The 22,035-nt window shown below is 72.5% G+C and carries 24 protein-coding genes; 14 read left to right on the top strand and 10 right to left on the bottom strand.

Features of this window, described 5'->3' with window-relative positions; all coding sequences use genetic code 11:
• Nucleotides 1–281: 281 nt before the first annotated feature.
• The gene (locus tag ACIBQ1_RS40370) at nucleotides 282–1,502 is read right to left on the bottom strand and encodes an MFS transporter (RefSeq protein WP_397285408.1); all 1,221 of its coding nucleotides are present in this window, start codon (nucleotides 1,500–1,502) and stop codon (nucleotides 282–284) included.
• Nucleotides 1,503–1,554: 52 nt separating this feature from the next.
• On the opposite strand from ACIBQ1_RS40370, the gene ACIBQ1_RS40365 reads away from it, so the two are divergent.
• A complete protein-coding gene (locus tag ACIBQ1_RS40365; protein WP_397285406.1) occupies nucleotides 1,555–2,553 on the top strand; it encodes a LacI family DNA-binding transcriptional regulator in 999 nt (332 codons plus the stop codon).
• Between the two features lie 114 nt (nucleotides 2,554–2,667).
• Nucleotides 2,668–3,510: an alpha/beta fold hydrolase gene (locus ACIBQ1_RS40360; RefSeq protein ID WP_397285657.1), complete on the top strand. Its 843-nt coding sequence runs from the start codon at nucleotides 2,668–2,670 to the stop codon at nucleotides 3,508–3,510.
• A gap of 59 nt (nucleotides 3,511–3,569) precedes the next feature.
• Here the strand turns inward: ACIBQ1_RS40360 and ACIBQ1_RS40355 are convergent, their stop codons facing one another.
• The gene (locus tag ACIBQ1_RS40355; RefSeq protein WP_397285404.1) at nucleotides 3,570–4,217 is read right to left on the bottom strand and encodes a 1,4-alpha-glucan branching protein; all 648 of its coding nucleotides are present in this window, start codon (nucleotides 4,215–4,217) and stop codon (nucleotides 3,570–3,572) included.
• Nucleotides 4,218–4,486: 269 nt separating this feature from the next.
• Between ACIBQ1_RS40355 and ACIBQ1_RS40350 the strand changes: the two genes are divergently transcribed.
• Nucleotides 4,487–5,194: a hypothetical protein gene (locus tag ACIBQ1_RS40350; RefSeq protein WP_397285402.1), complete on the top strand. Its 708-nt coding sequence runs from the start codon at nucleotides 4,487–4,489 to the stop codon at nucleotides 5,192–5,194.
• 13 nt (nucleotides 5,195–5,207) lie between these two features.
• Here the strand turns inward: ACIBQ1_RS40350 and ACIBQ1_RS40345 are convergent, their stop codons facing one another.
• Nucleotides 5,208–6,419: a hypothetical protein gene (locus ACIBQ1_RS40345; protein ID WP_397285400.1), complete on the bottom strand. Its 1,212-nt coding sequence runs from the start codon at nucleotides 6,417–6,419 to the stop codon at nucleotides 5,208–5,210.
• A gap of 156 nt (nucleotides 6,420–6,575) precedes the next feature.
• Entirely contained in the window at nucleotides 6,576–7,025 is a 450-nt protein-coding gene (locus tag ACIBQ1_RS40340; RefSeq protein WP_397285398.1) for a nitroreductase family deazaflavin-dependent oxidoreductase, read from the bottom strand.
• A gap of 222 nt (nucleotides 7,026–7,247) precedes the next feature.
• Between ACIBQ1_RS40340 and ACIBQ1_RS40335 the strand changes: the two genes are divergently transcribed.
• From ACIBQ1_RS40335 to ACIBQ1_RS40315, 5 genes are read left to right on the top strand one after another with little or no spacing between them, the layout of a single operon-like run.
• Complete coding sequence (locus tag ACIBQ1_RS40335; protein ID WP_397285396.1) at nucleotides 7,248–8,030, top strand: SGNH hydrolase domain-containing protein; 783 nt, start codon at nucleotides 7,248–7,250, stop codon at nucleotides 8,028–8,030.
• On the top strand, nucleotides 8,030–9,364 hold the full coding sequence (locus ACIBQ1_RS40330) for an acyltransferase family protein (RefSeq protein WP_397285394.1): 1,335 nt from the start codon (nucleotides 8,030–8,032) through the stop codon (nucleotides 9,362–9,364). The genes ACIBQ1_RS40335 and ACIBQ1_RS40330 overlap by 1 nt, the downstream gene beginning before the upstream one ends.
• Nucleotides 9,348–9,797, top strand: a complete 450-nt coding sequence (locus ACIBQ1_RS40325) for a hypothetical protein (RefSeq protein ID WP_397285392.1) — start codon at nucleotides 9,348–9,350, stop codon at nucleotides 9,795–9,797. The genes ACIBQ1_RS40330 and ACIBQ1_RS40325 overlap by 17 nt, the downstream gene beginning before the upstream one ends.
• Nucleotides 9,794–10,477 carry a response regulator transcription factor gene (locus ACIBQ1_RS40320; protein ID WP_397285390.1) on the top strand — a complete coding sequence of 228 codons (684 nt, stop codon included), beginning with the start codon at nucleotides 9,794–9,796 and terminating at the stop codon, nucleotides 10,475–10,477. The genes ACIBQ1_RS40325 and ACIBQ1_RS40320 overlap by 4 nt, the downstream gene beginning before the upstream one ends.
• Entirely contained in the window at nucleotides 10,474–11,910 is a 1,437-nt protein-coding gene (locus tag ACIBQ1_RS40315; RefSeq protein ID WP_397285388.1) for a sensor histidine kinase, read from the top strand. Before ACIBQ1_RS40320 ends, ACIBQ1_RS40315 begins: the two co-directional genes overlap by 4 nt.
• On the opposite strand, the gene ACIBQ1_RS40310 is transcribed toward ACIBQ1_RS40315, so the two are convergent.
• Nucleotides 11,885–12,910: an alpha/beta fold hydrolase gene (locus tag ACIBQ1_RS40310; protein ID WP_397285386.1), complete on the bottom strand. Its 1,026-nt coding sequence runs from the start codon at nucleotides 12,908–12,910 to the stop codon at nucleotides 11,885–11,887. The genes ACIBQ1_RS40315 and ACIBQ1_RS40310 overlap by 26 nt on opposite strands.
• Before the next feature lie 312 nt (nucleotides 12,911–13,222).
• Here ACIBQ1_RS40310 and ACIBQ1_RS40305 point away from each other — a divergent pair, with 312 nt between their 5' ends.
• Complete coding sequence (locus ACIBQ1_RS40305) at nucleotides 13,223–13,717, top strand: hypothetical protein (protein ID WP_397285384.1); 495 nt, start codon at nucleotides 13,223–13,225, stop codon at nucleotides 13,715–13,717.
• A gap of 138 nt (nucleotides 13,718–13,855) precedes the next feature.
• On the opposite strand, the gene ACIBQ1_RS40300 is transcribed toward ACIBQ1_RS40305, so the two are convergent.
• Nucleotides 13,856–14,758: a helix-turn-helix transcriptional regulator gene (locus tag ACIBQ1_RS40300; protein WP_397285382.1), complete on the bottom strand. Its 903-nt coding sequence runs from the start codon at nucleotides 14,756–14,758 to the stop codon at nucleotides 13,856–13,858.
• 188 nt (nucleotides 14,759–14,946) lie between these two features.
• On the opposite strand from ACIBQ1_RS40300, the gene ACIBQ1_RS40295 reads away from it, so the two are divergent.
• Nucleotides 14,947–15,969: a zinc-dependent alcohol dehydrogenase family protein gene (locus ACIBQ1_RS40295; protein WP_397285381.1), complete on the top strand. Its 1,023-nt coding sequence runs from the start codon at nucleotides 14,947–14,949 to the stop codon at nucleotides 15,967–15,969.
• A 91-nt stretch (nucleotides 15,970–16,060) separates the two neighbouring features.
• On the opposite strand, the gene ACIBQ1_RS40290 is transcribed toward ACIBQ1_RS40295, so the two are convergent.
• Complete coding sequence (locus ACIBQ1_RS40290; RefSeq protein ID WP_397285379.1) at nucleotides 16,061–16,999, bottom strand: alpha/beta fold hydrolase; 939 nt, start codon at nucleotides 16,997–16,999, stop codon at nucleotides 16,061–16,063.
• A 192-nt stretch (nucleotides 17,000–17,191) separates the two neighbouring features.
• On the opposite strand from ACIBQ1_RS40290, the gene ACIBQ1_RS40285 reads away from it, so the two are divergent.
• Together ACIBQ1_RS40285 and ACIBQ1_RS40280 are read left to right on the top strand one after the other, a co-directional pair.
• Nucleotides 17,192–17,707, top strand: coding sequence for a hypothetical protein (locus ACIBQ1_RS40285; RefSeq protein WP_397285377.1), 516 nt, complete (start codon nucleotides 17,192–17,194; stop codon nucleotides 17,705–17,707).
• Nucleotides 17,704–17,847 carry a hypothetical protein gene (locus tag ACIBQ1_RS40280; RefSeq protein ID WP_397285375.1) on the top strand — a complete coding sequence of 48 codons (144 nt, stop codon included), beginning with the start codon at nucleotides 17,704–17,706 and terminating at the stop codon, nucleotides 17,845–17,847. The genes ACIBQ1_RS40285 and ACIBQ1_RS40280 overlap by 4 nt, the downstream gene beginning before the upstream one ends.
• On the opposite strand, the gene ACIBQ1_RS40275 is transcribed toward ACIBQ1_RS40280, so the two are convergent.
• Both ACIBQ1_RS40275 and ACIBQ1_RS40270 read right to left on the bottom strand, forming a co-directional pair.
• On the bottom strand, nucleotides 17,844–18,401 hold the full coding sequence (locus ACIBQ1_RS40275) for a dihydrofolate reductase family protein (protein WP_397285373.1): 558 nt from the start codon (nucleotides 18,399–18,401) through the stop codon (nucleotides 17,844–17,846). The two genes, ACIBQ1_RS40280 and ACIBQ1_RS40275, sit on opposite strands and share 4 nt — an antisense overlap.
• 389 nt (nucleotides 18,402–18,790) lie before the next feature.
• Nucleotides 18,791–19,447 (bottom strand): TetR/AcrR family transcriptional regulator, encoded by a 657-nt coding sequence (locus ACIBQ1_RS40270; protein WP_397285372.1) that lies wholly within the window; start codon nucleotides 19,445–19,447, stop codon nucleotides 18,791–18,793.
• 65 nt (nucleotides 19,448–19,512) lie between these two features.
• Between ACIBQ1_RS40270 and ACIBQ1_RS40265 the strand changes: the two genes are divergently transcribed.
• Both ACIBQ1_RS40265 and ACIBQ1_RS40260 read left to right on the top strand, forming a co-directional pair.
• Nucleotides 19,513–20,487, top strand: a complete 975-nt coding sequence (locus ACIBQ1_RS40265) for an NAD(P)-dependent alcohol dehydrogenase (RefSeq protein WP_397285370.1) — start codon at nucleotides 19,513–19,515, stop codon at nucleotides 20,485–20,487.
• A gap of 232 nt (nucleotides 20,488–20,719) precedes the next feature.
• Entirely contained in the window at nucleotides 20,720–21,334 is a 615-nt protein-coding gene (locus ACIBQ1_RS40260; RefSeq protein WP_397285368.1) for a DinB family protein, read from the top strand.
• A gap of 103 nt (nucleotides 21,335–21,437) precedes the next feature.
• Here ACIBQ1_RS40260 and ACIBQ1_RS40255 read toward each other — a convergent pair whose 3' ends face one another.
• Complete coding sequence (locus ACIBQ1_RS40255) at nucleotides 21,438–22,016, bottom strand: GNAT family N-acetyltransferase (RefSeq protein ID WP_397285366.1); 579 nt, start codon at nucleotides 22,014–22,016, stop codon at nucleotides 21,438–21,440.
• Between the last annotated feature and the right edge of the window lie 19 nt (nucleotides 22,017–22,035).

Below are 22,035 nucleotides of genomic sequence, written 5' to 3'. Positions count from 1 at the left end.
GTCCGTCAGGGCTGGGCCGGGCCCGCGTCCAGGTCGACCAGGTTGCGATCCGGGTCCGCCCATACCTGCTCGCCCTGCTCCAGCAGCCAGGCCCGCTACCGGACGATCCGTCGTCCCTTGACGAACAGGACCGCGCCGATCGGGGTGAACACCACACCCAGTCCCCCGACGATCACCGGAGCGAGGAACGCCGACCAGAACGACGCGATCCGCGCGCCCCGCCCCCGTGAGGACGACGGCGCCCACCTCCGGGTCGGCGCCCGCCGCGCGCAGCAGCTCGATCAGCCGCTCCCGCATCTCGGCGGTCCAGGCGTTCGGCTTCTCCGGGCGCGGCCACGCCTGGCTTGCTTGAGTCCCGGCAGCGCCGGGATCGCCGCCGGCACCACGGCGGTCAGCGCGGCGATCCCGAGAAACGTCCTCTGCACCCCGGTGGCGTCGGCGAGCAGGCCGAAGTACGCCGGGCCGGCGAGGTAGCCGAGATAGGCGACCGTGGAGATGGCGGACGTGGCCCGGCCCCGTGACCCGTCGGGGACGGGCCGAAGCCCGTAGGACAGCAGGGTGGGAAAGAGCGCCGAGGTGCCCGCGGCGGCCGCGATGATGCCGCCCAGGGCGAGCGGCAGCGTGGGCGCGAACGCCGTCAGGACGCCTCCGGCCGTGGCGATCACGCTCGCCGCGACCAGCGTGGCGATCGGGCGGCGCAACGTGACCGTGCCGGTGGCGAAGCGGGTCAGCGCCGCCGTCGTGGCGAACGCCGCCGGCGCGACGGCGGCCAGCGCCGGCGAGGCGGTGAACGCGTCGGTCAGCAGGACGGCACTCCAGGACTGGTAGGCGTTCTCCGCCGCGAACGCGAACGCGCCGATCGCACCGACCGTGACCAGGGCGATCCACCACGTGAGCGCGCCCTTCCCCTCAGGTGTGGCAGCATCCTGATCATGGGCCTGGCGCGTCGTGGCGAAGACGAACAGGCCGAGCGCCACGACCACCACGGCGCCCGCGGCGAAGTTCACCAGCAGGCTGTCCGCGATCCCGGTGAGCGCGCCGGCGCCCAGGCTGGAGACCGCGACCATGGCGGAGAACGCCGCGTGCGAACGGGTCACGACGGGCCGCCCGGTTCGCTTCTCGACCGTCGCCGCCAGCGTGTTCAGCGCCACATCGGCCGCTCCCGAACTCGCTCCCGTCAACAGGATGCCGGCGCACAACGCGGCATAGTTCACCGCGGCGGCGGAGAGCACGACACCCATGACGCCCAGCAGCGCGAGCAGCACTCCGGCGACACGCAGGCCGAGCACGTCGACGAGGCGCCCGGTCAGCAGCATGGCGGGCAGAGCTCCGGCGCCGACGAAGAGCAGCACGACGCCGAACTCCGCGTCGCTCACACCGGCTTGGGCGCGCAGCAGGGGCAGGGTGGCGCCCCAGACGCCCCAGAAGACGCCGAATCCGGCGAAGCCGAGGAACGGGGCCGCACGGAACAGGGCAGCGGGGCGAGCGATCACGGTCGACACATGTGTAACGCTACACAAATAGGATGGCCCCGTGCCAACCGACCGCAGACGCGTGACGCTGAAGGATGTGGCGGCCCGTGCCGGGGTGTCCCCCATGACCGCCTCCTACGCCTTCACCCGGCCGGCGCGGGTCGCGGCCGCCACCCGCGAGCGCGTGCGCCGCGCGGCCGACGAGCTGGGCTATCGCCCCGATGCCGTGGGCCGCGCGCTGAAATCCGGGCGAACGCATCAGATCGGGGTGGTCTTCGGCGAGCACCTGGCGTACGCGTTCGACGATCCCCAAGCGGCACAGTTCCTGGCCGGGGTCGCGGAGGTCTGCGTCGAGGAGGGCCGGGGCCTCACCTTCATCCCCACGCGGGGCGATGCCGCCGATGCCGATCGCGTGCTGTCCGCGGCGGTCGACGGCTTCGTGCTGTGGACCACCGCGGAGGACGATCCGGTGCTGGCGGCGGTCGCCGGCGACCCCCGCCCCGCCGTCATCCAGGGCGGCCCGCCGCGCCAGGGGATCGCGTGCGTCGCCCAGGACGACTACCGGGCGGCGCTCGCGGTCGCGGCCCAGGGGCTCCGTACCGGCCGGACGCCCGTGGTGATCTCCTTCCCGCTCGATCGCGACCGCGAACGCCTGGTGACGACCGGCGCCGAGCTGCCGCCACGCGCGCCCTTCCCCGTCACCGACGCCCGCCTGCGCGGCTATCGCGCCGCCATCGAGCAGGCCGGGCTCAGCTGGACGAGCACACCGGTCGCCGTCGTGGCCCGCAACACCCAGCAGGACGGCCTCGACGCGGCACGGGAACTCGCCCCCCGGCTCACCCCCCAGGCGCTCGTCATCGCCATGAGCGACGAACTCGCCCTGGGAGCCCACCAGGCCCTCCACGAGACGCACCCGGAGGTCGCCTACCTCGGCTGGGACGCGTCACCGGCCGGCCGGCGGCTCGGCATCACGTCCGTCACCAATCCGCTGCGGGACCAGGGCCGCCGCTGCGCGCGCCTGGCCCTCGACCCCGGCCACCCTCCGGACGACCAAGAGATCCCGTGGAGCGTCACATCCTGATCCGCGACCCGCCGCAGGGCGTCGGCGGATCCTCAACAAGATCTCAACGCCGGCGAGCTCCAGCGCCACGCGTGCATCCGCTGGACCGGCCCGGAGCGTTAGGCTCGCGGCGTGATGAAGGAAGTTGACCTCGACCTCGGCGGCGGCCGTACCCTGCACGTCTACGACACCCACCCGGACAGCGCGGCCGATCGGTTGACCGTCATCTGGCACCATGGCACGCCCAACATCGGGATCCCCCCGGAGCCGCTCTTCCCCGACTCCGAGCGGCTCGGCCTCCGCTGGGTGTCGTACGACCGGCCCGGGTACGGCGGCTCGACTCCCTCGCCAGGCCGGGACCTGGCATCGGCCGCCGGTTACACGGCCAGGGTCGCCGACGCGCTGGGCATCGGCCGGTTCGCGGTCATGGGGCACTCCGGCGGCGGCTCGCATGCCCTGGCCTGCGCTGCCCTGCTCGGGGACCGGGTGCGGGCCGCCGTCAGCGTGTCCGGGCCGGCGCCGTACGGGGCGGAGGATCTTGACTGGTTCGCGGGCATGTGCGCCTCCGGCCAGGCCTCACTGCGCGCCGCCCGCGCGGGCCGCGCGGCCAAGGAGCGGCACGAGGTGTCGGCCGAGTACGACCCCGAGATGTTCACGCCGACCGATCATGCCGCGTTGGAAGGTGACTGGTCGTGGTTCGGCACTGTCGTCGGCCCGGCGGTGGAGGGCGGCCCGGGCGGGCTGATCGACGACGACCTCGCGTACGTGCGTCCATGGGGATTCGATCCCGCGCGGATCGCGGTGCCGACGCTGCTCATGCACGGCGACCAGGACCGCGTCATACCCTGCTCGCACGGAAGGTGGCTTGGCCGGCACTGCCCTCCGGCGGAGCTGCGGACCTTCCCCGACGAAGGCCACATTTCGATCCTCAGGTCGGCCTCGGCCGCGCTGGACTGGATCCGCGCGCACGTCCGGTAGACCCCCGGGCGGACGACGTCTCGCGGGTTCGTGCGATCGGGGAAGAATCGGCGCCCTCCTCAGGCGCGCGGGCTGGTGCGCAGGACGGCGAACAGCCCCCGCGCGCGGGTGCCATCCGGCATGTGCCAGGAGCCGGCCACGTGGCCGGTCGCCTCCGGCGGAAGGACAGAAGCGGGACCGAGGACCCGGTGCAGGCGGAGGGCCGTACCGTCCGGTGCGGACAGCTCGGTGCCCTCGTGGTCGTCGACGGCGGCGAAGTCCGTGGGGGCGGGGCCGCCGCCGAGGTAGGAGCGGGTGACCTCCCGGTCGGGGGTGTCGCTGCTGTTCTGGTCCTGGGCCTGGACCCGGCCCTCGATCAGGGCCGGCAACTGGGCGACCAGCACCGGGTCGTGGCAACCGTCGTAGGCCCAGCGACGTCCCAGCACCCCGTGCTCCATGGTGCCGACGAGGGCGTGCTCCGCCCCGTCGAGCGGGGCACCGCGATAGGTGAGCGGCACCAGGTAGGCGGCCGGGTTCGTGCCGGAGGTGTCGGTGACCACCAGGAACTCGATCCCGACCTCACCCTGGGGGTCGTCCAGCCGGAAGCCGCCGGCCTTGGCCAATTCCGGCTCGCCCGCGCCCCCCTGGTACCACGGCCTGGAGGGTAGCCAGGAGGTGAGCAGTTCCAGCTTGGTCGGCTTGAGGGAGGTGTGGTGGATGACGGCCATGTGGATGGTTCTCTTTCGTTGAAAGGGGACGACCTTCACATTTTCCCACTCGGCACCACCGCATCCTCAGGCGCACGGCGAAGTGAGCGCCGGGACGCGCATCCCGGCCGGGCGGTGCAACCGGCTGACCGTCGGCAAGCCGGTGATCTCGGTTGGCGGTGAGCGGAGTACCGTTGGTGACGGGCCGAGCGGCCTGGCGGCAGGACATCACGGGCAACGACCTACCGTCGGCGCCCGAGACGTCCGGATCGCGGGAAGGACGAACGGGGGTGGCTTTGACCGAGGGCGAGCTCGAACAGCGCTTACGCGGGCACCCGGCGGTGACCGAGTGTGTCGTGGTCGAGGGCGAGCAGATGATCGCCTACGTCGTGGCCGGCGAGACGGACGGGGAGCGGATCAAGGAGTTCCTGACAGAGTTCGTGCCGCGGCGGCGGCTGCCCGGGGTGGTCGCGGTGGTACCCGAGTTGCCGCGCACGCCTGAGGGTGAGATCGACATCGCGGCCCTGCCGCTGCCGGTGGCGGAGGGAGAGCGGCCCGCGGGCGGCAAGAGCGGCTTCGTCACCTCTGGGAGCGGTTCTCTGGTGGTCGGGGGCACGCTCCTGTTCGGCTTCCTCGCCTTCGCGACCACCAACGTCTTCTGGCCTTATTCCACCGACCTGTCCGGTGTGCCGCTGCCTTGGGCAGCGCTGTTCTTCGGGCTCTACCTTTTCGAGTGCGCCTCGTTCGGGCTGGGCGTGATGGTTCTGCTGCAGGGCCGCCCGGCGCTGGCCCGGCTGGGCCGTTCCGCGCCGCTGACCACTGCGGCCTGGCTGGCGCTCGTCTGGCTGCTGGTGGCGTGGTGGCCGCAGGACAACTTCTACCGCCTGGCCGCCAAGACCGACTGGCCGCAACAGGCCGCCCTGGTCTACGGGTTCAACATCACCCTCATGATCGCCGCGGCGGTCCTCGTCGCCTTCGTCGCAGGCCGGCGGCGGTGAACACCCAGCCGGGTCAGACGAACATGGCGCCGAGCGCCTCGTTCGCGGTCCGTACGGCCTGCTCTGCCTCGTCGAGCTCCCGGAGCGTCCGGGCGGCGAGCGCGACGCCCAGGTAGGGAAAGGGGTCGAACGCGGCGGTCGGGATGGTGACCAGGAGGATCGCGCCGAGTTCCCGGCAACAGGCGGCCAGCCGCGTGACGTGCTCGCGCAGCGCGGTCGACGGCAGCCGGGCACCCAGCGGCAGGCAGTCCAGGGTGCGCACCAGGTGCCCCGCGCCGTGCAGGCCGTCCAGCGCCGTCTGAACGGTGAAGGCCGCGGAGGGACCGGTGAGCCTCAGGTTGATCTCGGTCGGCGCCAGCAGGCCCGCCCGGTCGGCCACGAAGTCCACGTCGTACCAGCCGCGGTAGCCGTGGCGGGCCAGCGCCGCGCCCACGGCGGCGCCGAATGCGGCCGCGGTCCGCGCCTGCCCGGCGGGCAGGGTGCCGGGTCCGACGGTGACGCCCTGGTAGCGGGTGCCGTCGATCGCCATCGCGCCCGTACCGACCGGGTGCACCCGCCCGTCGGCGGCGATGACGGCGTCGAACGTGGGGTTGGCGACCCCCGCGATGTACTCCTCCAGCAGCAGGCCACGCACCCTGCGGGGCGGCGGGGACGTGGTCACGACCTGGATGCCGGCGCCGCCCACCCCGTACTCATTTTTCAGCACATACGGCATGGCCGCCCGCCTCAGCTCCCGGCGCGCCGCGATCCGGCGCTGTGCCGCGATCCGGATCCCGCGATGCTCCGGAGCCAGCTCGCGGAACAGCTCGTGGGAGCCACGCTTGGACTCGAAGCGGCGGATGCACTCGAGCACCCCGGCGGGAGCGGGCCGGATCCGGGCGAACGCGGGCGAGTACCCCCAGGACAGCACCGCCACCTCGGGCGAGACGAGCTCGGGCAGCCCGGCGAGGGCCGCCGACACCTGCCCGTCCGCCGCGACCCCGCCGCGCACCCGCACCTCGCCCCAGCCCAGCGTCTCGGCCAGGTGCCGGACCCACCACTCCGGTACGGGCAGCGGCAGCACGACGAGGGCGGGCCGTGGACTGGCGAAGGCCGCCAGGCAGGAGTAGTGGTCACGGCCGGCCGGCGTCCCGCCGAAGGCGGCGTTGAACTCGGCGGCGTTGCCGACATGCACGGCGGGCAACCCACCCGTCCAGGCCCGCACCCACGACGGCTCGGTGCTCATCCGGTCAGGAAATCCCATTGATCACCTGATGTGCAAGGCGACACCACCTCAATGAGCGCGTCCGCCGAGCTCAGGCCACCACCCGGCGATTGGGACGCGTAGGTGCTGCCCAGCGGTCCGCACAGGTGCGTCCCATCTGTGCGGACCCTGGCGTGGTCAGTCGCTCTCGACCGGCTCCAGCACGAACACCGGGATCTGCCGGTCCGTGTTCTTCTGGTAGTCGGCGTACGGCGGATAGGCCGCCACCGCGCGCTCCCACCACTCGTCCTTCTCCGCGCCCGTCACCTCACGGGCCTTCATGTCCTGCTTGACAGGACCATCCTGAAGCTCCACATGGGGATGGGCCTGGAGATTGAAGTACCAGACGGGGTGCTTGGGAGCGCCGCCCAGCGAGGCGACCGCCGCGTATCGGCCGTCATGCTCCACCCGCATCAGCGGCGTCTTGCGGATCTTGCCGCTCTTGACTCCCAGGGTGGTCAGCAAAATGACCGCCATTCCCGTTTCCCTCAGGGTCGTTCCCTTGGTACCGCCGGAGCTCTCGTACAGCTCCACCTGCTCGCGTACCCACTGCGTCGGGCTGGGTTCGTACTCGCCCACAAGAGGCATGGCATCCGTCCCTCGGTCGGTCGACTCACGTGCAGCATGCTCCAACACCTGACCCGTGCGTTTTCATCCACGCCACCCGACGCCCTGTCGCAGCAGGTGCCGGAGACCCCCGGGGTCAAAGCGGTCCGGCCAGATCCCCATTGATGACGGCCGGTCCCGCATCGTGTGATGAAACGATGACAACCCGGCCGGGCTCCGAATTCCTCTGATTCGCTGCTGGCCATGCAATCGACGAACCTTTCCCATCGGCGTCGTACCGCAGCGGTCCTGGCCATCGCGGCCGGGCTGACACTCGCGGGTTGCGGCGCGTTCACCGCCTCCTCCGGCGCGGGACAGCCCACGGCGACCCGGCGGGCCGCGACCGGCGTCAGGGTGCTCTGGATGGGTGACTCCATCGCGGGCGCGCAGGCCCCGGCGCTGGAGGCGGCGTTGACGGCCGGCGGCGTGGCGTTCAAGAACGCCACGTCCGACGGCGGCGGCAACGTCGTCGCCGGTGACCACGAGGTGACGGCCATGGGAGCCAGGGACACCTGGAAGACGCTGAAGGAGAACCTCGCCTCCTTCCGGCCGACGGTGATCGCCTACCAGATCACCACCTACGACTGGGGCACCGCCCGCCGGCAGTTGTCGGCCTACCAGAAGCTCTCCCGGACGGCGAAGGACGCCGGCGCCCGGCTCGTCCTGGTGTCCGCCCCGCCGTTCAAGATCGACGAGTTCTTCGAGCCTCACAAGGACGCGATCAAGAGCGCGCCCGCGATGGCCGCCAAGGTCACCGGCGTTCACTACCTGGATGCCTCCGAGCTGTGGGGGGACGACTACGCCGCCGCCAGGGCCCAGCGCGCCAAGGACGGCATCCACTCCTGCCAGCAGGGGTCGGCGGCCTTCGCCACCTGGTTCGCCAGGCAGCTCGGCGAGCTGGCCGGCTTCACCCCGGCCGCCCCCGGCGTCTGGGCCACCGGGCCGTGGACCGGCGACGAGCGTTTCGCCAAACTCGGCTGCGGCTGATGGGGCCGACGACGTCGGCCCCTCGCCGCGCGCATGTCGGCGCGCTGGACGGGCTGCGCGGGCTCGCCGTCGCCGCGGTCCTGCTGTTTCACGCCGGGCACCTGCGCGGCGGGTTCCTGGGCGTCGACCTGTTCTTCGTACTGTCCGGCTTCCTGATCACCGGCCTGCTGCTGGAGGAGCTCGGCAGGGGCGGCCGCATCCACCTGGTGGCCTTCTGGGAGCGCCGGGCTCGCCGTCTCCTGCCCGCGCTGACCGTCATGGTCATGGGGACGCTGCTGCTGGCCTGGGCGTTCGCCGGGCCGGACCTGCTGCGGTACGCCCTCCAGGACGCGCCGTGGGTGGCCGCCCAGAGCGTGAACTGGCACTTCATCGGCGAGCGGATCGGCTACTGGAACGCCTCCGGCACCCGCCTGTTCGCCCATCTGTGGAGCATCGGCGTCGAATGGCAGTTCTACCTGGCCTGGCCCCTGATGGTGGCACTGGCCGGGAGAGGGCCCGGCGGGCACCGGCGGGTGGCGCTCGTCGCGCTGGCCGGTGCGCTCGTCTCGCTCCTACTCATGATCAGGCTCGGGGCGGCCGTGGACACCACCCGCGCCTACCAGGGCACCGACACCCGGGCCTTCTCCCTGCTCCTCGGCGCCGCCGCGGCCACGGCGCCCGTTCGGGACGCGGTGACCGGCCTGTCGCGCACCGCCGTGGACGTGAGCTGCGTCCTGCTGCTGTGCGGGCTGTCCGCCGCATGGCTGCTGACCGGCGGGGAGAAGGCCCCCGGCCTGTTCCAGGGCGGGATGTTCGCGCACTCCCTGGCCAGCGCCGTGCTGATCGTGCTCCTGGCCGGCGTACCGGACGGCCTGGCAGGCCGGGTGATCGGCAGCGCCGTACCGCGCCGGCTGGGCGAGCTGTCCTACAGCCTGTACCTGTGGCACTGGCCGGTCTACCTGCTCCTGCCACGGCCTGTGGCCGGGCTCGACGGCTGGGGCTGGACGGTCATCGCGGCCGGGCTGTCACTGTCGGCTGCGATAATCTCGAAGACCACCGTCGAAGATCCGGTACGGCTGCGCGTCCGCTGGGCCACCGGGCGGCGCGGATGGGCGGCAGTGGCCGCCGCGGCGGTGCTGGCAGCGGGGGTGTGGGCGGCGATACCGCGGCCGCGGCCCGGCGCCGGCACGGTCGACGTGAGCAGGCTCAGCCGGTCATCACCGGACGGATCCCGCCGGGAAACGAGGGAGCGGACAGATGCCGAGGGTCTTACGCCACGTGGCGGCCGTCCTGGTCGCGGCGGCGACGATGGCGGCTTGCGGAATCAGCGACACCGACGTGCGGCCGGCCGGTGACCCGGTCCACGGCGGCCTGACCGGGAGCCTCGGCAGTTCGCTGCGGGTGTACTTCGTCACGCCCCAGGGCACCTGGCCGGTCTCCCGGCCGGCACCGGCGGGGGCCCGGTTGCAGCAGGCCATGGACGCGCTGCTCGACGGCCCCACGGCGGCCGAGCGGGCGCGGGGGCTGGTCACGCAACTGCCCTCGGCGCGGCAGCCGGTCCGGGCCGGGACGGCCCAAGGCCGCGTGCAGCTGCGCCTGCCGTGGCTGGTGCGTGACCTGCGCCCGGCGGCGGTGAGCCAGCTGGTCTGTACGGCCGCGGAGGCCCCGGACGTGGGCGACGACCCCGTCGTCGAGGTGTTCGAGCCCGGCCTGGCAGGCCGGCCCTGGGCGGTCAAGTGCGACGAGAGCGGGTCGGCCGTCCCGGCCGAGCGGGGGCCCTCCTCGTGAGCCGCGTCCTGCTGATAGAAGACGACCCGGCCGTGCGCCGCGGTGTGAGCCTCGGCCTGCGCCACAGAGGCCACGAGACCCTCCTCGTCTCGACCGGCGAGGACGGGCTGGCCGAACTCGTCGCGGGCGCGCCCGACATCGTCCTGCTCGACCTGATGCTGCCCGGCATGAGCGGCCTGGAGACCTGCCGCCGCATCCGCGCCTTCAGCCAGGTGCCCATCGTGATCCTGTCCGCGCGCGACGATGACGTGGACGTCGTCGTGGGCCTGGAAGCCGGCGCGGACGACTATGTGATCAAGCCGGCCAGCAGCGAGGTCATCGAAGCCCGCATGCGCGCGGTGCTGCGCCGTACCGCCCAGCCCGCCTCCGCCGACCAGGCCCGCACCACCCACGGCGATCTGCTCGTCGACCGGGTCGCGCTGCGCGTGCTCAAGCACGGCGAGCAGGTCGCGCTGGCGCCGACGGAGCTGAAGCTGCTGCTGTTCCTGTCGGTCGCGCCTGAGCAGACCTTCAGCCGCCAGCAACTCCTGGAACAGGTGTGGGAGCACGCCTTCCACGGCGACTACCGGCTGGTCGACGCGTGCGTGATGCGGCTGCGGGCCAAGATCGAGGACGACCCACGCAACCCCCGCTACGTCCAGACCGTGCGCGGTTTCGGCTACCGGTTCGGGCCGCTGTGATCCGGCCGCGCCTCGCGCGCGGCCTGCGGGCCCAGCTGGTCCTGGTGTTCCTCCTGGTCTCCGTGATCAGCGCGCTGACCGCCGCCACGATCACCTACCGCCAGGGTCTCACCGCGATCGTGGATCGCGCCCAGGCCGACGTCCTGCGGGAACTGCGCGCCCACCTGGCCTCCCGCACGCCCGACCTGCCCGCCGGCCCCGCCGAGGCGGACCTGCGCAAGCTGGCCCGGCAGCTGGACCAGGCCGCGGGCACGCGGGGCTGGCGCACCGCCCTGTCCTATCGCGGCGGCCCGCTCATCACCGCCGGGAAGCAGGCGCCGCCGCTGCCCGCGCGGCTGCGCGACCAGGCGGCCTCGGCGCGCACCGCGCTGGCCCAGCGCTTCCACCACGCCCGGACGCCGTGGCTGGCCGTGGCCCTCCCCGTCACCGCCGACGCGCACCCGCACGAGTCCCCGCCGCTCGTCGTCTACGCCTCCCTCTCCCTGGCCTCCCAGCAGCAGGACGTGGACAGCCTGGCCGCCGCCGCCCGCGCCGGAGCCCTCCCCGTCGCCCTGGCTTCCGTCGTCCCCGCGCTGCTGGCCGCGCGCAGGCTGCTGCGACCGGTACGGCGGCTGCGCACGGCCGCCGAGCAGATGGCGGCAGGCGGCCTGGACACCCGCGTGAGCGTCACCGGCGACGACGAGCTCGCCGACCTCGGCCGCACCTTCAACACCATGGCGGCCACGCTCCAGGCCGACGCGGCCGTGCTGCGCGACATGGAAGCGCGGGCGCGCCGGTTCGCCGCCGACGTCTCCCACGAGTTGCGCACGCCGCTGGCCGCCATGACCGCCGTGACCGAGGTCCTCGACGCCGACGCCGACTCCGGCCGCCTCGCGCCGCTCACCGCCGAGGCGCTGCAGCTGGTCTCCGACGAGACCCGTAAGCTCACCCGCCTGGTCGAGGACCTGATCGAGGTGTCCCGCTTCGACGCGGGCGCCGCCGTGCTGAATCTGGACGAGGTCGACCTGGGCGAGTTCATCGCCAAGACGCTCGAACTGCGGCACTGGCACGACCGGGTCCGGACCGACATTCCCCCGGGCCTGCGCGCCCGCCTCGACCCGCGCCGCGTCGATGTCATCCTCGCCAACCTCGTCGGCAACGCGCTGCGGCACGGCGGGACGGCGGTGTCGGTGCTCATCCAGGTCCACGCCGGTGGCGGCCAGATCGTCATCACGGTCTCCGACGACGGGCCCGGCATCCCCGCCGACCTGCTCCCCCACGTCTTCGACCGGTTCACCAAAGGCGACGCCGCCCGTACCCGCACCGAGGGCAGCGGTCTGGGCCTGGCCATCGCCGCCGAGAACGCGCGCCTGCACGGCGGCACCCTCACCGCCGCCGATGCCCCCAACGGGGGAGCCGCTCTGACCCTCACCCTCCCGCGGGCCTCGCCCTGACCAGGGTCGATGCGGCTCGGGTCGGCAGGGAGGCGAGCCAGCCGGTCAGGAGCCGGTTGACCTCGTGGGGGCGTTCCTGCTGGATCCAGTGGCCGCACCCGTCGAGGATGTGGGAGGAGACCAGCCCCGGCAGGGTGTCGGGGTAGGCGTCGATCGCGCCGGCCAGCCAGGTGGTGGAGGCGTCCTGGACGCCGCCGACGAACAGCGACGGCTGGACGACGGGGGCCGCGTCCCAGGGGGCGAGGTCCTCCCAGTCCCGGTCCATGTTCCGGTAGCGGTTGAGGGCGCCGCTCAGGCCGGTCCGTTCGAACTCCGCGGCGTAGACGTCCAGGTCGTCCCGGCTGAGCCAGGACGGCAGCGGGCCGCCGGGGAACCGGTCGCGCAGCCTGCCGCCGCGGGCCACGAAATGGGGATCGGGCAGGCCGGGGGCGGGCATGGTGTCGGCCGACAGCGCCGCGTAGAAGCCGGCCAGCCAGCCGCGGACGTCCGGTTCGATCTCGGCCTCGGCCCGGCCGGGCGCCTGGAAGTAGCTGACGTAGAACTCCTCCTCGCCGCCCATCCGAGCGAAGATCTCGCTGGGCCGGGGTCCGCCGCGAGGGGCGTAGGGCACGCTCAACAGTCCGACGGCCGTGAAGACCTCGGGCCGGACCAGGGCGCTGTCGGCGGCGACGGTCGCTCCCCAGTCGTGGCCGATGATGATCGCCGTCTCCTCGCCCAGGGCGCGCACCACCGCGACGTTGTCCTCGACCAGCTCCAGCATCCGGTAGGCCGACACCGCCTCCGGCCTCGACGAGCGGCCGTACCCGCGCACGTCCAGGGCCGCTGCCCGGTATCCGGCGGCGGCCAGTGCCGGGAGCTGGTGACGCCAGGAGTACCAGGACTCGGGGAACCCGTGCACCAGCAGCACGAGCGGCCCGGCACCCTGCTCGACCAGGTGGATCCGGCCTGCCGGCGATGGCACCAGACGGTGTGTTCCCGTGACCTCGGTTGCCCGTGACATGAACCCTCCTCAGCTGAAGCACGCCCCCGTCGGCGCACGTCAGAATCATGCGCGGGACCCCGGGAACCCCTGAATTCCGTTTGCTGTTTCAGCAAGAACCCGCTGCCATGCCGGGGCCGACGCGTCCGGTGAACGAAAACGCGATGACGACCGGCACCGCCGGCGCGGGTATTTTTGCGCGGTCTCCCGAAACCGCGAGAGCTACGGTTCCGAGGTGCACGCGAGCCGGTGAACGCCGCCTCGACCGGCGACGGCGTGCCGCCCCTCGCGTGTCCTGCGCGAGGGAGACGGCTCACACCAGGAGAAACTCTCATGACCATGCCCTCAACCGCCCCATCACGCCGCCGCCGCGGCCTGCGCCTGTCCGCGCTCGCCGCCGTCGTGGCCGGGGGCGCGCTGCTGGCGGGGAACGTCAGCTCGGCCGAGGCGGTGCCGCCGGAGGTGATCAGCCGGTGGGACAACGAAATCGTCCATTCCAACTCCATCAGCCCCGGCTTCAGCGGGTTGCTGGGGACCGGCGCGTACACGATCACCGCGAAGCTCTACGCCGAGAACACCGGTGCCTCGGCGATCAGCTACCTCTGCACGATCGGTACGGGGCCCAACTCCGACGGCGACATCACCGAGGTGACGCTGGCACCGCACAGCAGGCACAGCATCTTCCTCAACGTCGTGCACAACTACCCCAGCACGGGACCGCTCAGCTTCGGCTGCACCAAACCGACGGGCGCGCCCCAGGTGCTGATGAAGCAGGTGAAGATCACTGCCGTGAAGGTGAACACGCTGGACAACCAGCCGTTCGGCTGATCGGCGCGCTGACCTGACCGGCCGGAGACGACGAAGGGCCGCGGCATCCGGATGCCGCGGCCCTCCTGGCCATGGGGCGGGTCCGTGGCACTTCCCGAACCGGCGTTCTTCCTGGCGCGCCGCCCGATGTCCCGCCGGTCAGGGGCGCCTGGTGTGCGGGGGTTGTTCCTGGCGAGGCTGCGGGGTGGGGCTGGTGGTGTGGTCGAGGGTGGCGGCCCAACTGGCCAGAAGCCGGAGTTTGTCTTCCGAGTCGCTCCCGGGCTCGGTGCCGTAGGCCACGAGGGTGAGGTTGTCGGCGGGCAGGTCCATGGACTCGTAGGTGAGGTGGAGGTCGCCGACGACCGGATGGTGGAAGGGCTTGGCCCCGAGGTGGTGCCGGCGGACGTCATGGCGGGCCCAGCGGGCGCGGAAGTCCTCGCTGCGGGTCGACAGCTCGCCGACCAGGTCGGTGAGACCCTTGTCGTACGGGTCCCGGCCGGCCTCGGCGTGCAGGAGCGCGACGGTGTCGTCCGCGGCGCGTTCCCAGTTGCCCCAGAACAGGCGGGAGCGGGCGTCGAGGAAGATGAAGCGGGCGTGGTTGGGGACGGGTCCGGCGGCGTCGAACATGGGCGCATACAGGGCGCGGCCGAGGGCGTTGGCGGCCAGGACGTCGCCCCGGCCGTTCATGACGAAGGACGGCGCGCCGGCCATGGAGTCCAGCAGCCGCTGCACCGAGGGCCGGACCCGGTCGGGGGTGGAGCGGCGCCGGCGGCGCGAGGCGGGTCCGGCGGCGCGGGCCAGGTCCTCCAGGTGCGTGCGTTCGGCGTCGTTCAGGCGCAGCGCGTGGGCCAGGGCGTCGAGGACCTGGTCGGAGACCCCGGACAGATCGCCGCGTTCCAGCCGGGAGTAGTACTCCACGCTCACCCCGGCCAGCTGGGCGACCTCGCCGCGGCGCAGCCCGGGAACCCGGCGGGTCCCGTAGGTGGGCAGCCCGGCCTGCTGCGGGCTGATCCTGGCGCGGCGGGAGGTCAGGAACTCGCGGATCTCGCGGCGGTTGTCCACTCTTCTCACGGTATGCGGCCTTCCACCCGCTAGGGGTGCCCTGTCAGTACACCTTTGACCAATGCCTTCTTCGCACGTCTGACCAGCGCTTTCATGGACAGGTAACCAGCATGCCCACCCCCGCTAGTGGCGCCCGATCCGGGTGTCAGCGGGCCTGGGCCGGACAACATGTTCAAGGAGTGAGCGATATGCGTGGTGTGGTGCTGCACGCCCCAGGCGACGTCCGGGTGGAAGAGGTCGCCGACCCGAAGATCACCGCCCCGACGGATGCCATCATCCGGCTGTCGGCGTCCTGTGTCTGCGGCTCGGACCTGTGGCCCTTCCGGGGGGTGGACCCCGTCGACCAGCCGACGCCGATGGGGCACGAGTACGTCGGGATCGTCGAGGAGGTCGGCAGCGAGGTCAAGCAGATCAAGCCCGGCCAGTTCGTCGTCGGCTCGTTCGTCGCCTCCGACGGGACCTGCGAGATCTGCCGCTCCGGCTACCCCTCCTCCTGCGTCCACCGCGTGTTCATGAACGAGGTCGGCACCCAGGCGGAACGGGCCCTGATCCCGCACGCCGACGGCACGCTCGTGTCCACCCCGGGCATGCCCGGCGCGGAGCTGATTCCCAGCCTTCTGGCCGCCTCCGACGTGCTGGGGACCGGCTGGTTCGGCGCGGTGGCCGCGCAGGCCGGCCCCGGCAAGACGGTCGCGGTCGTCGGTGACGGCGCGGTCGGCCTGCTGGCGGTGCTGGCCGCCAAGCAACTCGGCGCCGAGCGGATCATCGCCATGAGCAGGCACGAGACGCGGCAGAAGCTCGCGCTGGAGTTCGGCGCCACCGACATCGTCACCGAGCGCGGGGACGACGGCGTGGCCCGGGTCAAGGACCTGACCGGCGGCATGGGCGCCCACTCGGTCGTCGAGGCGGTCGGCACCCAGGAGTCGATGCAGCAGGCCGTCCGCGCCGCCCGCCCCGGCGGCCACGTCGGCTTCGTGGGCGTCAACCACGACGTCGCGCTCAGCGGCGAAGAGCTCTTCTTCGCCCAGGTCAGCCTGCTCGGCGGGCCGGCCCCGGTGCGCCGGTTCCTGCCCGAGCTGATCGAGTTGATCTGGGACCGGAAGATCGACCCCGGCAAGGTCTTCGACCTCACGCTGCCGCTGGAGCAGGCCGCCGAGGCCTACCGGGCCATGGACGAGCGCCGCGCCGTCAAGGCCCTGCTGCGCGTGTGACCCCACCCGGTGGCTACCTGTCCGGCGACCCCGGAGCAAGCGCCTGACCGATCTCCGGTGTCATCAAGGAGAGGAGCCTACGGAGGGGCGGTCAGCGCGGTGAGCCTGGTGGAGTCAGCCAACGTGCGACCGCCTCGACGTAGCCGTGCGGTGTCTCCAGCGGCAGGAGATGCCCGGCCGCCGGGAAGACCTGCCGCTCCCAGTCGGGTCGGCGGGTGGTGAGGTCGTCGAGGGTGGCCCGGGGGATCAGGGCGTCCTGGTCTCCCCACAGCAGCAGCGTGGGTGCGTCCACCCGGGCGATCCTCTGGTGGACGGGACGCCGGTCGACGAACAGGGCCGACAAGACCGAGGCGAAGGCCGTGACGGCCGCACCGAGCCTGCGAGGCTGAGCCGCGCGAAGTTCGTCGGCCAGCAGCGCGGTCATGTCCGGCGACAGCCGCGCGAAGGTGCCGGCCGGCCAGGCGTACCGGCTCAGTTTGAGGTCGAGCAGCCGCCGGCCGGTCAGCCGCAGCACGGCCCGCGCGACCGGCGGCGCGACCGCGAGCAGCGGCCTGCCGAGAGCACGCCAGAACAGCACCTCGTCGGCGGGCAGCGGGCCGGGCAGCGCCGGGCAGGCGAGCACCAGCCGCCCGACCCGGTCCGGGGCCGCGTCGGCGAACAGCAGCGCCACCAGGCCGCCCATGGACCAGCCGTGGACGACCACGTCCTCGAGGCCGAGCCGGGCGGCGAACGCGTTCAGAAAGCGCGCGCTCGGCTCGGCTCGGGCCGCCCGGGGGTGCGGCAGGCCGGTATGCCCGAACAGCGTGCCCGGCAGGTCGGGGACGACGACCGGTCCGAGGGCGCTGAGCGGGCCGATGAGGTCGAGCCACATCGACGCGCTGCCCGCCATCGGGTGGACCAGCAGGTGGGTGGGGCCGCTCCCGCCGACGCCGGCCGTCAGATAGTGGACGCCGGTGCCGCGGACGTCGACCTCCGCGCTGCGGATCCCGGCCCACCGCGGGGACCGCACGCCCCAGTCGGCATGTCGCACCTTTGGCTCCTCCCGCCGGCCGACAGCCACGACCATCATCGCCCCCCGGCCACGATCGTGCGCCTTTCCGGAAAGTCAGGCGTGCGGAGCGAGGTCGAACCGCTCCGCGTGAACACGCTTGACTTCATGTTGACGTTAACTTGCAGACTTGCCTCCACGTCAGGCGATCATCGCTCATTGGAGGCAAGAAACATGTTCGACGTCGTCATCGTCGGCGGAGCGCCGGCCGGCATGGCCGCCGCTCTGACCCTCGGACGGGTCCACCCGCCGGCGCTGCTGATCGACACCGGGCAGGGCCGCAACGCCACCGCCGACAACGTGCTGCCCGCCACCGCGCTGCTCGGCGGATCGATCGTCTCACCCCCGGCGTTCCCTACGCCCTGCCGGCCGTGGAGATCGCGGTGCTGGGCGTCGGGTTCGGGCTGCTCATGCAGAACCCTGGTGGTCGTCGCGCAGAACGCGGCCTCCCCCGCGGATCTGGCCGCCACCACCTCGGCAGTGGTATCCGTCCGCGGCGTGGGCCTCTCGCTCGGCGTGGCGGTCTTCGGCACCCTCCTCTCCCGGGAGCTCCAGGGCCGCGCCCCGGGCCCGGCGGCGACCGCCGCCGCCATCCCGGACGTCCTGTTCTGGGGCGCCCCGGCCGCCGCCGTCCTGGTGGCGCTGCCGGCCCTGCTGCCCCGCAAGGCCCAGGGAGAGGCGACGGCATGAGTACGCGACAGACCCTCGTGATCGAGGCGTACGAGCTGATCGGCGAGGTGGCCTTCCCGCTGGCCACCACCGTCATCCGCGAGCGCGGGGTGGCGAGATCGAGCGCCCTCTGCGGGTCGCCCCCGCTCGATCCCGTCTAGTCGCCGCCCACGCGGTAGTCGAGCAGCACGAGACGGTCGTCGATCGCGGTGCTGCCGGTGAGGTTCAGGTCAAGGACGGGGAGCTCGGCGAAGAGGAGCTCCTCGCCGGCCGCGCCGTGGATCATCGGGAAGACCATGACGCGGAGCCGGTCGACCAGGCCGAGCCGGAAGAGGCTGCGGACCAGGGACTGGCTGCCGATGGTACGCATCGGCAACCCGTCGGCCTCGGCCTTCAACGCGGGCACGGCCGTTTCCACCGGCTCGTCGATGATCGTGGTGTTCGCCCACGTCAGTGGCGGTTGGAGCGTCTTGGAGAACACGATCTTGGGAAGTTCGGCCATTCGGGAGAACGTCGGGTCGTCACCCTTGGTGACGATCTCGGACATCTGCCGGTACGTCGTCGCGCCCATGAGCATGACGTGTTCCTCGGCGAGCTGCGCGTGCAGCCACTCGAACAGGCCCGGCGTCCCGTAGCCCCAGTACGGGGCCGATCTCGGCCCGCCGCCACCGTATCCGTCAAGGGTGCTGAACATGTCGACCATGAGCTCACGCATAGGTCCCTCCTGACCAGGTCATCGCGACACGAGACGGCGCCGGAGCGGCTGACGCCCCGACGCCGTACCTGGACAGACCTCCGCGGCCGGGCAAACTCATCGGCCGATCCTGAAGTCCGCCATGCCCGCACCGGCCCCCTCGCCGGTGCCACCCCGGGCAGGGCTACCCTTCGACGCGGACCGGGCCGCCCAGGCCACCGCCCGCGTCCACATCGGGCGGTTCGAGCACCGACGGCTGAGGCGAATCGATGACCGGCACCGCGCCGGAGCCCCATCGTGCGCCGGACGGTGCCGAGCCCCACGACGATCAGCCTTCGTGACCACCCGCGTACTTGCCGGGCAGGCCACCCCACGGCCGCGGCACAAGGCGGCGCAGGTCTGCCGGGGGGCTACCGCATGGCCGCCGGCGCGCGCGGGAAGTCGAGCGTGAAGGGCGGCGCGGGCGGCAGGGGCACGGCGTGCTCGGCCCGGAAGGACTGCAGCAGGTACGCCACCAGCCGCCGCGACCCCGCCGCCGCGTCCTGGTTCGTTCCGGTGGCGACGCCGCAGTTGGCCTTGAGCAGCAGCGTCAGGTCGGCCAGGTCGAAGTCGGCCCGCAGCCGCCCCGCGGCCTTGGCCCGCCGCACCACCTCGGCGAAGCCCTGCTCGGCCCGCACCCGCAGACGCTCGTAGTCGATCGCGTCGGGGAAAGCCGTCAGGAACGCCTCGGTGAACCCCCGATCCGCGACCTGCATCGCGCACACCTTCTCGATCACCGAGCAGAAGCCCCGCCACGGGTCCGGATCGGCCAGGGCCTCGTCCACGACCGACGCGCACGTGGCCAGCTCGTCGCCGAACACCTCCGTGATCAGCGACTCCCGCGACGGAAAACGCCGGTAGAGCGTGGCCACGCCGACCCCGGCGCGCCGCGCGATGGCCGCCATGGGCACGTCGAGCCCACGGGTGGCGAACGCCTCCCGCGCGGCCTCGAGGATGCGCACGCGGTTGTGCAGCGCGTCGGCCCGCAGCGCCTGCGCGGGCTCCATCTGAGAGGGATGAGCAGGCATGTTTCTCACATTAACGTAAGTGGACGGGTCCATCCGGTTAGCCCGCTAGCGTCACTCACGTGGAGATGGATGCGACTGAGATGCGCGCGGCCCTGTTCGACCGGTACGGGCCGCCGGAGGTGCTCTACGTGGGCACGGCGCCCAGGCCGGTCCCCGGACCCGGCGAGGTGCTGGTGCGCGTGCACGCCGCCAGCGTGAACGGCGGCGAGCTGCACGGCCGGGCGGGCAGGGTGCGGCTCGTGACGGACCTGACGCAGCGGGGCTTCCCCAAGCGCATGGGGCTCGACTTCACCGGCGAGGTCGTCGCCCTGGGCCCGGACCCGGCCGAGCCCGGCCCCCGGGTGGGCGACCGGGTGTGGGGCGTGCTGGGCCGCACGTTCGGGAGTCTCGCCGAATACCTGACCGTCCGCCCCCGCCACCTGTCCCTCGCCCCGGCGGGTCTCGACCTGGTGCAGGCCGCGGCACTCCCGGTGGGCACGACGGCGATCACGGCACTGCGCGACAAGGCGAAACTGCGGCCGGGCGAGCGCCTGCTCGTACGCGGCGGCAGCGGTGGCGTGGGCGTCACGGCGGTGCAGCTCGGCAGGGCACTCGGCGCCCACGTCACCGCCCTGGCCGGGGCAGGCAACCTCGACCTCGTCCGCGACCTCGGCGCCCACGAGGTCTACGACTACGCCACCACGCGGCCCGCGGATCTGCCGCGCTTCGACGTGGTCATGGACACCGTCGGCACCGAACACCCCGCCTACCGGCGCCTGCTGACCCCGTCGGGCCGCATGGTGGCGATCGCCTTCGACCTCAACCGGGCCGCCGCGTCCCTGTCGTACCTGGCCGCCTCCGCCGTGTACGGCCGGCGGCGCGTGCGGTTCTTCAGCGGCCAACCCACCCACCGCCTCTTCGCCGACCTCACCCGGTACGTGGAGACCGGCGCCATCCGCCCGGTCGTGGACACCGTGTTCCCCCTGGACGAGGTCGCCAAGGCGCACCGGGCCCTGGAGGCGGGCGGCGTGCGCGGCAAGATCATCGTCCGCCTCGTCTGACCCAACGGTCGACCGGCATCGATCCCAGCGCACGGGCGCCGGCGGCCTGGGGCCTGCCACTGGTCGCGCCGGGCGGACGCGGCTCCGAGAAGGTCGTGGCCGCGCCGGCGGCTCGGGCCGGTGACGTGAACGTACGCGGGGAAGACGGCCGCATCCCGCTGTGGCAAGGTTCTGACCCGTCGCAGGCCCGGCCGCACCGTGCTCCGCACCGGCAATGGCCTACGCTGACACGATGGCCGAAATGACCGGATGGGACCCGAAAGCGGACCTCCACCATTACCTCAGGACCGCCCGCGAGTCTCTCCTGTGGAAGCTCGACGGCCTGTCCGAGTACGACGTCCGCCGCCCGCTCACCCCGACCGGCACCAACCTCCTCGGCCTGGTCAAACACCTGGCCAGCGTCGAGCTCGGCTACTTCGGCGAGACTTTCGGCCGTCCGTCCGACGAGCCGCTGCCCTGGTTCGACGAGGACGCCGAGCCGAACGCCGACATGTGGGCCACCCCGGACGAGTCCCGCGAGCAGATGATCGCCCTCTACCACCGCGCCTGGGCCCACGCGGACGCCACGATCGAGGCGCTGTCCCTGGACGCGACCGGCCACGTCGCCTGGTGGCCGGCCGACCGCAACCCGGTCTCCCTGCACCGCGTCCTCGTCCACGTGACCACCGAGACCAGCCGCCACGCCGGGCACGCCGACATCGTCCGCGAGCTGATCGACGGCGCCGCCGGCCGCCACAGCCAGGACCCCCTGCCGAATGCCGGCGACGCCTCCTGGTGGACGGACTACCTCGAACGCCTCGAACAGGCCGCCCGCAAGGCCGCCGAAAACCAGCAACGAGGCGCATGACGGCGGCCGGGAGCCGCGGGGATCAACTCCGGCACCTCTCGATCGGCCGCTTCACCACCCACGGGCCGGCGGGTCCGACACAGACGGGGTCTTTGGCAGGCACTCAAGCTTTGGCCGCTCGCCGAGCGAGCCACTGCTCCCGGGTGATCGCGTACTCGACCTCGCCAAGATCGCTGCCGGGGAGCGGCTCGTCCCATTCCATGTGGAACGTACGGATGTGCTCCATGCCGAGTGCGGCCATGGTCGCACGTGAGGCGGTGTTGACCGCCATGGTCTCGGCGAAGACGCGGGTCAGCCGAAGATCTTCGAACCCGTGTCGAATGAGCTCGCGGGCTCCCTCGCTGGCCAACCCCTGCCGCCAGCAGCGACGCAGGAGCCGGTACCCGAGCTCGGCCTGCCCCTCGACCGGCCCTTGGTCGATGCGCTCCGGCGGCTCCAGGATCCACCAGCCGACGAACTGTCCGTCGACGAACCCGGCCCAGAAACCCAGCCCCGCAACCTGGCCCGCGACCGCGAGCCTGTCCCGATGGAGAACCTCGACCTCCTCACGGCTCCGGGCGCGGCCGCTGCCGAGGTACCGCATGACCTCAGGGTCAGCGTCGAGCTCGACCTCGTGTTCAAGGTGTTCGTCGGACAGCGGGACAAGCTCGATGCGGTCGGTTCGCAGTATGGCCTGAGGCATGGGCCGCATTCTCGCGTAC

This window comes from Nonomuraea sp. NPDC050153 (assembly GCF_044460125.1).
In the GTDB taxonomy this organism is placed as follows: Bacteria; Actinomycetota; Actinomycetes; order Streptosporangiales; family Streptosporangiaceae; genus Nonomuraea.
The sequence above is the reverse complement of the archived record's forward strand: the minus strand, read 5'-3'. Positions and strand labels throughout refer to the sequence as shown.

Coding starts and splice junctions, on each gene's coding strand:
- ACIBQ1_RS40260 (WP_397285368.1), top strand. CDS start 20,720: ATGGCCGAAATGACCGGATGGGACCCGAAAGCGGACCTCCACCATTAC.
- ACIBQ1_RS40280 (WP_397285375.1), top strand. CDS start 17,704: ATGAGTACGCGACAGACCCTCGTGATCGAGGCGTACGAGCTGATCGGC.
- ACIBQ1_RS40305 (WP_397285384.1), top strand. CDS start 13,223: ATGACCATGCCCTCAACCGCCCCATCACGCCGCCGCCGCGGCCTGCGC.
- ACIBQ1_RS40275 (WP_397285373.1), bottom strand. CDS start 18,401: ATGCGTGAGCTCATGGTCGACATGTTCAGCACCCTTGACGGATACGGT.
- ACIBQ1_RS40360 (WP_397285657.1), top strand. CDS start 2,668: ATGAAGGAAGTTGACCTCGACCTCGGCGGCGGCCGTACCCTGCACGTC.
- ACIBQ1_RS40335 (WP_397285396.1), top strand. CDS start 7,248: ATGCAATCGACGAACCTTTCCCATCGGCGTCGTACCGCAGCGGTCCTG.
- ACIBQ1_RS40265 (WP_397285370.1), top strand. CDS start 19,513: ATGGATGCGACTGAGATGCGCGCGGCCCTGTTCGACCGGTACGGGCCG.
- ACIBQ1_RS40270 (WP_397285372.1), bottom strand. CDS start 19,447: ATGCCTGCTCATCCCTCTCAGATGGAGCCCGCGCAGGCGCTGCGGGCC.
- ACIBQ1_RS40345 (WP_397285400.1), bottom strand. CDS start 6,419: ATGAGCACCGAGCCGTCGTGGGTGCGGGCCTGGACGGGTGGGTTGCCC.
- ACIBQ1_RS40255 (WP_397285366.1), bottom strand. CDS start 22,016: ATGCCTCAGGCCATACTGCGAACCGACCGCATCGAGCTTGTCCCGCTG.
- ACIBQ1_RS40330 (WP_397285394.1), top strand. CDS start 8,030: ATGGGGCCGACGACGTCGGCCCCTCGCCGCGCGCATGTCGGCGCGCTG.
- ACIBQ1_RS40295 (WP_397285381.1), top strand. CDS start 14,947: ATGCGTGGTGTGGTGCTGCACGCCCCAGGCGACGTCCGGGTGGAAGAG.
- ACIBQ1_RS40355 (WP_397285404.1), bottom strand. CDS start 4,217: ATGGCCGTCATCCACCACACCTCCCTCAAGCCGACCAAGCTGGAACTG.
- ACIBQ1_RS40340 (WP_397285398.1), bottom strand. CDS start 7,025: ATGCCTCTTGTGGGCGAGTACGAACCCAGCCCGACGCAGTGGGTACGC.
- ACIBQ1_RS40310 (WP_397285386.1), bottom strand. CDS start 12,910: ATGTCACGGGCAACCGAGGTCACGGGAACACACCGTCTGGTGCCATCG.
- ACIBQ1_RS40285 (WP_397285377.1), top strand. CDS start 17,192: ATGTTCGACGTCGTCATCGTCGGCGGAGCGCCGGCCGGCATGGCCGCC.